The sequence below is a fragment of the Thermus sp. genome, from assembly GCF_039793865.1.
Classification (GTDB): Bacteria; Deinococcota; Deinococci; order Deinococcales; family Thermaceae; genus Thermus.
Genome location: NZ_JBAMMI010000080.1, coordinates 1 through 6,806 on the forward strand (window position 1 = coordinate 1; position 6,806 = coordinate 6,806).

Annotated in this window: 7 protein-coding genes; all 7 read left to right on the forward strand. The window is 69.7% G+C overall.

Annotated elements, in window-relative coordinates; genetic code table 11:
- Positions 1 to 12 precede the first annotated feature (12 nt).
- The gene (locus ABJK26_RS07210; RefSeq protein ID WP_347241622.1) at positions 13 to 1,158 is read left to right on the forward strand and encodes a pyridoxal phosphate-dependent aminotransferase; all 1,146 of its coding nucleotides are present in this window, start codon (positions 13 to 15) and stop codon (positions 1,156 to 1,158) included.
- Complete coding sequence (gene pdhA / locus ABJK26_RS07215; RefSeq protein ID WP_347241605.1) at positions 1,127 to 2,167, forward strand: pyruvate dehydrogenase (acetyl-transferring) E1 component subunit alpha; 1,041 nt, start codon at positions 1,127 to 1,129, stop codon at positions 2,165 to 2,167. The genes ABJK26_RS07210 and pdhA overlap by 32 nt, the downstream gene beginning before the upstream one ends.
- Entirely contained in the window at positions 2,167 to 3,147 is a 981-nt protein-coding gene (locus ABJK26_RS07220; RefSeq protein ID WP_347241606.1) for an alpha-ketoacid dehydrogenase subunit beta, read from the forward strand. The genes pdhA and ABJK26_RS07220 overlap by 1 nt, the downstream gene beginning before the upstream one ends.
- A gap of 11 nt (positions 3,148 to 3,158) precedes the next feature.
- Complete coding sequence (locus tag ABJK26_RS07225) at positions 3,159 to 3,695, forward strand: Uma2 family endonuclease (protein ID WP_347241607.1); 537 nt, start codon at positions 3,159 to 3,161, stop codon at positions 3,693 to 3,695.
- A 109-nt stretch (positions 3,696 to 3,804) separates the two neighbouring features.
- Positions 3,805 to 5,079 (forward strand): glutamate-1-semialdehyde 2,1-aminomutase, encoded by a 1,275-nt coding sequence (gene hemL / locus ABJK26_RS07230; RefSeq protein ID WP_347241608.1) that lies wholly within the window; start codon positions 3,805 to 3,807, stop codon positions 5,077 to 5,079.
- A gap of 232 nt (positions 5,080 to 5,311) precedes the next feature.
- A complete protein-coding gene (locus ABJK26_RS07235) occupies positions 5,312 to 5,518 on the forward strand; it encodes a hypothetical protein (protein WP_347241609.1) in 207 nt (68 codons plus the stop codon).
- Positions 5,515 to 6,806: tRNA uridine-5-carboxymethylaminomethyl(34) synthesis GTPase MnmE (mnmE, locus tag ABJK26_RS07240; protein WP_347241610.1), on the forward strand; the 1,292-nt coding region annotated here is incomplete at its 3' end. The genes ABJK26_RS07235 and mnmE, both read left to right, overlap by 4 nt.

Genomic DNA, 6,806 nt, shown 5'->3' on the forward strand with positions numbered 1-6,806 from the left:
TACCCTATCCCCATGCGCCTCCACCCCCGCACCCAAGCGGCCAAGGAGAGCATCTTCCCCAGGATGAGCCAGCTCGCCCAGAAGCTCGGCGCGGTGAACCTGGGCCAGGGGTTTCCCTCTAACCCCCCGCCCCCCTTCCTCCTGGAGGCGGTGCGGCGCGCCCTGGGCCGCCACGACCAGTACGCCCCCCCGGCGGGGCTTCCCGCGCTAAGGGAGGCCCTGGCCGAGGAGTTTTCCGTGGAGCCCGAGGCCGTGGTGGTCACCTCCGGGGCCACGGAGGCCCTTTACGTCCTCCTGCAAAGCCTCGCGGGCCCGGGGGACGAGGTGGTGGTGCTGGAGCCCTTCTTTGACGTCTACCTGCCGGACGCCTTTTTGGCGGGAGCGGAGGCCCGCCTGGTGCGCCTCGCCCTCGGCGAGGGGGGCTTTTTCCTGGACCTCGCCGCGCTGGAGGGGGCCCTCACCCCGAGGACCCGGGCCCTCCTCCTCAACACCCCCATGAACCCCACGGGCCTCGTCTTCAAGGAGGCGGAGCTGAAGGCCATCGCCGAGCTTGCCCGGAGGCACGACCTCTTCCTCGTTTCCGACGAGGTCTACGACGAGCTCTACTACGGGGAAAGGCCCAGGCGCCTTAGGGAGTTCGCCCCCGAGCGCACCTTCACCGTGGGGAGCGCGGGGAAGCGCCTCGAGGCCACGGGCTACCGGGTGGGCTGGATCGTGGGGCCCAAAGAGGCCATGCCCCTCCTCGCGGGGATGCGCCAGTGGACGAGCTTCTCCGCCCCCACGCCCCTCCAGGCCGGGGTGGCGGAGGCCCTAAGGGTGGCGAGGCGCGAGGGCTTCTACGAGGCCCTGCGGGAAAGCTACCGGAAAAGGCGGGACCTCCTCGCCGGGGGGCTTGGGGCCCTGGGGCTTCGGGTCTACGTCCCTGAGGGCACCTACTTCCTCATGGCCGAGCTTCCCGGGTGGGACGCCTTCCGGCTCGTGGAGGCGGCCCGGGTGGCCCTCATCCCCGCCTCGGCCTTCTACCGGGAAGACCCTCCAAGGGACCTCTTCCGCTTCGCCTTCTGCAAGAGCGAGGAGGAGCTTTCCCTCGCCCTAAAGCGCCTGGCCCCCGTGGTAAACTCCCCCCGTGAAGCCGAAGGTGGTGCGGTATCTGGATAAAGGGGAGTTCCCCTTAGGGGAGGAAGAAGCCCTAAGGCTCTACCGGGCCATGCGCCGGGCCCGGCTTTTTGACGAGAAGGCCCTCACCCTCCAGCGCCAGGGGAGGCTCGGGGTCTACGCCCCCTTCACGGGCCAGGAGGCGGCCCAGGTGGGGGTGGCCCTGGCCCTCGGGGAGGGGGACTGGGTGGTGCCGAGCTACCGGGAAAGCGCCCTGCTCCTCGCCCGGGGGCTTCCCATCCACACCCTGATCCTCTACTGGCGGGCTCACCCTAGGGGCTGGCGCTTCCCCGAGGGGGTGCGGGCGGTGAACCCCTACATCCCCATCGCCACCCAGATCCCCCAGGCGGTGGGGCTCGCCCTGGCCGGGCGGTACCGGGGGGAGGACTGGGTGGTGGCCACCTCCATCGGGGACGGCGGCACCAGCGAGGGGGACTTCCACGAGGGCCTGAACTTCGCCGCGGTCTTCGGCGCCCCCGTGGTCTTCCTGGCGCAGAACAACGGGTACGCCATCAGCATCCCCCGGGAGCGGCAGATGCGGGTGGACTTCATCGCCCGGCGGGCCGAGGGGTACGGGATGCCGGGGGTGGTGGTGGACGGGAACGACGCCTTCGCCGTGTACCTCGAGGCCAAGAAGGCGGTGGAACGGGCCAGGAAAGGGGAAGGCCCCACCCTCCTCGAGGCCCTCACCTACCGCCTCGCCCCCCACACCACCTCCGACGACCCCTCCCGCTACCGCACCAAGGAGGAGGAGGAGGCCTGGCGGACCAAAGACCCCATCCTCCGCCTCAGGAAGGCCCTGGAGGAGCGGAGGCTTTGGGACGAGGAGGCGGAAAAGGCGCTCCTTCTTGAGCTTGAGGAGGAGTTCCAAAGGGAGCTCGCCCTGGCCGACCAGGCCCCCGAGCCCCGCCCCGAGGAGATCGTGGAGCACGTCTACAAGGAGATGGGCCCCGACCAGAGGAAGGCCTGGGAAGCCTTAAGGCGGGGCCTCCACGTGGAGGAGGTGGGCTGATGCCCGTCCTCAACCTGGTCCAAGCCCTGAATGAGGCCCTGGACCTGGCCCTTTCCCGGGACGAGCGGGTCCTGGTCTTCGGGGAGGACGTGGGGAGGCTCGGGGGGGTCTTCCGGGTCACGGAGGGCCTGCAGGCGAAGCACGGGGAAAGGCGGGTCTTTGACACCCCCTTGGCGGAAAGCGGCATCCTGGGCCTCGCCATCGGCCTCGCCATGGGGGGGATGCGCCCCGTGGCCGAGATCCAGTTCGCGGGCTTTCTCTACCCCGCCCTAGACCAGATCCTCTCCCACCTCGGCCGCTGGCGGCACCGCTCTCGGGGGCGGGTGGGGCTTCCCGTGGTGGTGCGGGCCCCCTACGGCGGGGGCGTCCACACCCCGGAGCAGCACGCCGACTCCCCCGAGGCGATCCTCGCCCACACCCCGGGGGTCAAGGTGGTGATCCCCTCAAGCCCAGAAAGGGCCAAGGGGCTTCTCCTTTCCGCCATAGAGGACGAGGACCCCGTGTTCTTCCTCGAGGCCATCAAGCTCTACCGGGGCGCGAGAGCGGAGGTGCCCGAGGGCTACTACACCCTCCCCCTGGGGAAGGCCCGCATCCTCAAGGAGGGGAAGGCCGCCACCTTGATCGGCTACGGGGGGATGGTGGAGGTGATGCTGGAGGCGGCGGAGGTGGCCCGGAAGGAGGGGGTGGAAGTGACGGTGGTGGACCTGGAGACCCTGGTCCCCCTGGACGAGGAGACCCTCCTCGAGGCCGTGCGGGAGACGGGCCGGGCCATCGTGGTCTACGAGGCCATGCGCACCGGGGGCTTCGGGGCTGAGATCGCCGCCCGCATCGCCGAGGGGGCCATAGACCACCTCCAGGCCCCGGTGCTCCGGGTGGCGGGCTACGACGCCCCCTACCCGCCCTTCAGCGCCATTGAGCACCTCTACCGGCCAAACGCCAAAAGGGTCCTCGCCGCCCTGAGAAAGGCGCTAACCTATTAGGAGGAGGCCCCATGGTCAAGGCCCGCCTTAAGGCCGAGGAGTTCTTCGCCCTGCCCCTAAAGCGGGGGGAGCTTGTGGACGGGGAGGTCCGGGAAGAGATGCCGCCCAAGCCGGAGCACGGGAGGATCGCTTTGCGCATCGGGTACCACCTGATGCGTTGGCTGGAGGAGACGGGGCTCGGCGTGGCCGGGGTGGAGGGGGGGTTTATCCTGAGGCGGGACCCCGACCGGGTGCGGAGCCCCGACGTCTGGTTCCTCTCCCACGAAAGGCTCAAGGAGGTGGCCCGGGAAGGCTTCTACGAGGGGGCGCCGGACCTCGCCGTGGAGGTGGTCTCCCCGGGGGAGGAGGCGGAGGGGGTCTTGGCCAAGGTCCTGGACTACCTGGGGGCGGGGGCCAAGGCGGTGTGGCTGGTCTACCCGGAGCTCCAGGCGGTGGAGGTCTACGGGCGGGGCGGGGAGGGGAGGCTTTTGAGGCCCGGGGAGGTCCTGGAAGGGGGGGAGGCCCTTCCCGGCTTCCGCCTGCCCCTAAAGGATCTCTTCGGGGCCTAAGCCCCCCTCCGGCGTTGGCTCAGGCGGGGGCCCGAAAAGGGGGCTCAAGGCGCAGGCCCTTAGGGTCTCTTCCCACTTTTCCCGGCCAAAACCCGCTAGAGTGGGGGGCATGGAGCGGCCCATCTCCGAGGCCTACTTCCAGGAGGCGAAGCGGCACATCCCGGGCGGGGTGAGTAGCCCGGTAAGGGCCTTCAAGGCCGTGGGGGGCACCCCGCCCTTCCTGGTGCGGGGCGAGGGGGCCTATGTGTGGGACGCGGACGGAAACCGCTACCTGGACTACGTGATGAGCTGGGGGCCCTTGATCCTGGGCCACGCCCACCCCAGGGTCCTCGCCCAGGTGCGGGAGGCCCTGGAACGGGGCCTCACCTTCGGGGCGCCGAGCCCCCTCGAGGTGGCCCTCGCCAAGAAGGTGAAGCGGGCCTACCCCTCTGTGGACCTGGTGCGCTTCGTGAACTCGGGAACCGAGGCCACCATGTCGGCCCTCCGCCTCGCCCGGGGGTACACGAATCGGCCCTACATCGTCAAGTTCCGGGGGAACTACCACGGCCACGCGGACGGCCTCCTGGTGGAGGCGGGCTCGGGGGCCCTCACCCTGGGGGTGCCCTCCTCTGCCGGGGTCCCAGAGGAGTACGCCAGGCTCACCCTGGTCCTGGAGTACAACGACCCCGAGGGCCTGCGGGAGGTGCTGAAGAGGCGGGGGGAGGAGATCGCCGCCATCATCTTTGAACCCGTGGTGGGGAACGCCGGGGTCCTCGCGCCCACCCCGGAGTTCCTGAAGGCCCTTCACGAGGCCCGGGAGTTTGGCGTCCTCCTCATCGCCGACGAGGTGATGACGGGCTTCCGCCTGGCCTTCGGCGGGGCCACGGAGCTTTTTGGCCTCAGGCCTGACCTCGTCACCCTGGGGAAGGTCCTGGGCGGGGGGCTTCCCGCCGCGGCCTACGGGGGGAGGCGGGAGATCATGGAGAAGGTGGCCCCCCTGGGCCCGGTCTACCAGGCGGGGACCCTCTCCGGAAACCCCCTCGCCATGGCGGCGGGGCTCGCCACCCTGGAGATTTTGGAGGAAAACCCTGGCTACTACGCCTACCTCGAGGACCTGGGGGCCCGGCTGGAAGGGGGCCTAAAGGAGGTCCTCTCGGAAAAGGGCCTCCCCCACGCGGTGAACCGGGTGGGCTCCATGATCACCGTCTTCTTCACGGAAGGCCCCGTGCTCACCTTCCAGGACGCCAGGCGCACGGATACGGGGCTCTTCAAGCGCTTCTTCCACGGCCTCCTGGACCGGGGGATCTATTGGCCTCCTTCCAACTTTGAGGCGGCCTTCCTCTCCGTGGCCCACGGGGAGGAGGACGTGGAAAAGACCCTCGAGGCCCTAGAGGATGCCCTATAATGGGCGGGAGAGAGGAGCTTCTCGCCAGGGTCCGCGCCCGGGTCACCAGGTGTTCCTGGGAAGACTTCCTGCGCTTGGCCGAGGTTTACGGTTTCTCTGGGCAAGGGTAGCAGGAGGAGGCTTGTGCATCCTAGTGGCCTAGTGGTAAGCGTCCACGAGCCCCACCCGCGAAGCAAGCCTGTTCACCCCGAAGCGGTAAAGGCCTTGTTGAGGGCCATGGGGAGGCTTGAGGATGAGGCTTAAGGTGTTGGTGGAATACCATCCCGAGCTGGAGGGCGAGCACGAGCCCTACGTGGCCCGGCTTTTGGACTATCCGGAGCTGCAAGGGTACGGGTTCACCCCGGAAGAGGCGCTTCAGGACGCGCTCGCTTTTTTAGAGGAGCACCTGGGCCGTCCCTTGAAGGTGATCCGGGAAGAGGTCCAGGTGGACGTGGCGTGAACCTCAAGGACCCCATCTGCGCCGTCGCCACCCCGCCCGGGAAGGGAGCGGTGGGGGTGGTGCGCCTCTCGGGGGAGGGGGCTTTGGAGATCGCCGCAAGGGTCTGGCGGGGGAAGGACCCGAGGCGCCTTCGGGGCGGGCGCTTCACCCTGGGCGAGGTGGTGGACCCAAGAACGGGGGAGGCCATTGACCAGGCCCTCCTCCTCGTCTTCCGCGCCCCCCGCTCCTACACGGGGGAGGACCTGGTGGAGTTCCAGACCCACGGCTCTCCCGCGGTGCTCCGGCGGGTGATGGAGGTCCTGGTGGCGGAAGGGGCAAGGCCCGCGGGGCGCGGGGAGTTCACCTTCCGCGCCTACCTGAACGGCAAGCTGGACCTGGCCCAGGCGGAGGCGGTCTTGGCCCTCGTGGAGGCGGAGGGCGAGCTTGCGAGAAGGCAGGCCCTAAGGGCCCTCGAGGGGGCGCTTTCCCAGAAGATCGCGAGGCTTGAGGGGAGGCTTTTGGACCTCCTCGCCCACGTCCAGGCCCTCCTGGACTACCCCGAGGAGGGCGTGGAGCCCCTGGAGGCGGAGAGGACCCTCCGGGAGGTCCTCGCCGAGGTGGAGGCCCTCCTCGCCCAGGCCCGGGCCTCCCGCCTGGCCCAGAGGGGGGCGAGGCTCGCCCTCATCGGGGCCCCGAACGCCGGGAAGAGCAGCCTCCTGAACGCCCTCCTGGGCTACGAAAGGGCCCTCGTCTCTCCCATCCCCGGCACCACCCGGGACTACCTCGAGGCCCCCCTGGAGCTTTTCGGCATCCCCCTGGTGGCCGTGGACACCGCCGGGGTGCGGGAGACGGAGGACCCCCTAGAGAGGATGGGGGTGGAACGGGCCCTGAGGATCGCCGAGGAGGCTGACCTCGTCCTTTACGTGGTGGACCGCTCCCTCCCCAGGCCCGCCCCGCCCCCCCTGCCCTGGGAGAGGACCCTCAAGGTGGCTACCAAGAGCGACCTTCCCCCGGCCTGGGAGGACCCGGGGTTTCTCCCCGTGTCCAGCCTCACGGGGGAGGGCCTAGACCGCCTCAAGGAGGCCCTGAGGGAAGCCCTTTTGGGGAGAGAAGGGGGAGAGGTGCTCCTCACCGAGCGCCAGGTGGAGGCCCTCCAAAGGGCCAAGGAGCGCCTGGAGGAGGCCCTCTCCCTCCCCGAGGACCTCATGGGCCTCGCCCTGGAGGAGGCGGCCAAAGCCCTTTCCGCCCTCACGGGCAAGGAGGTGGCGGAGGAGGTGGTGGCCCGGGTCTTCCAGAACTTCTGCGTGGG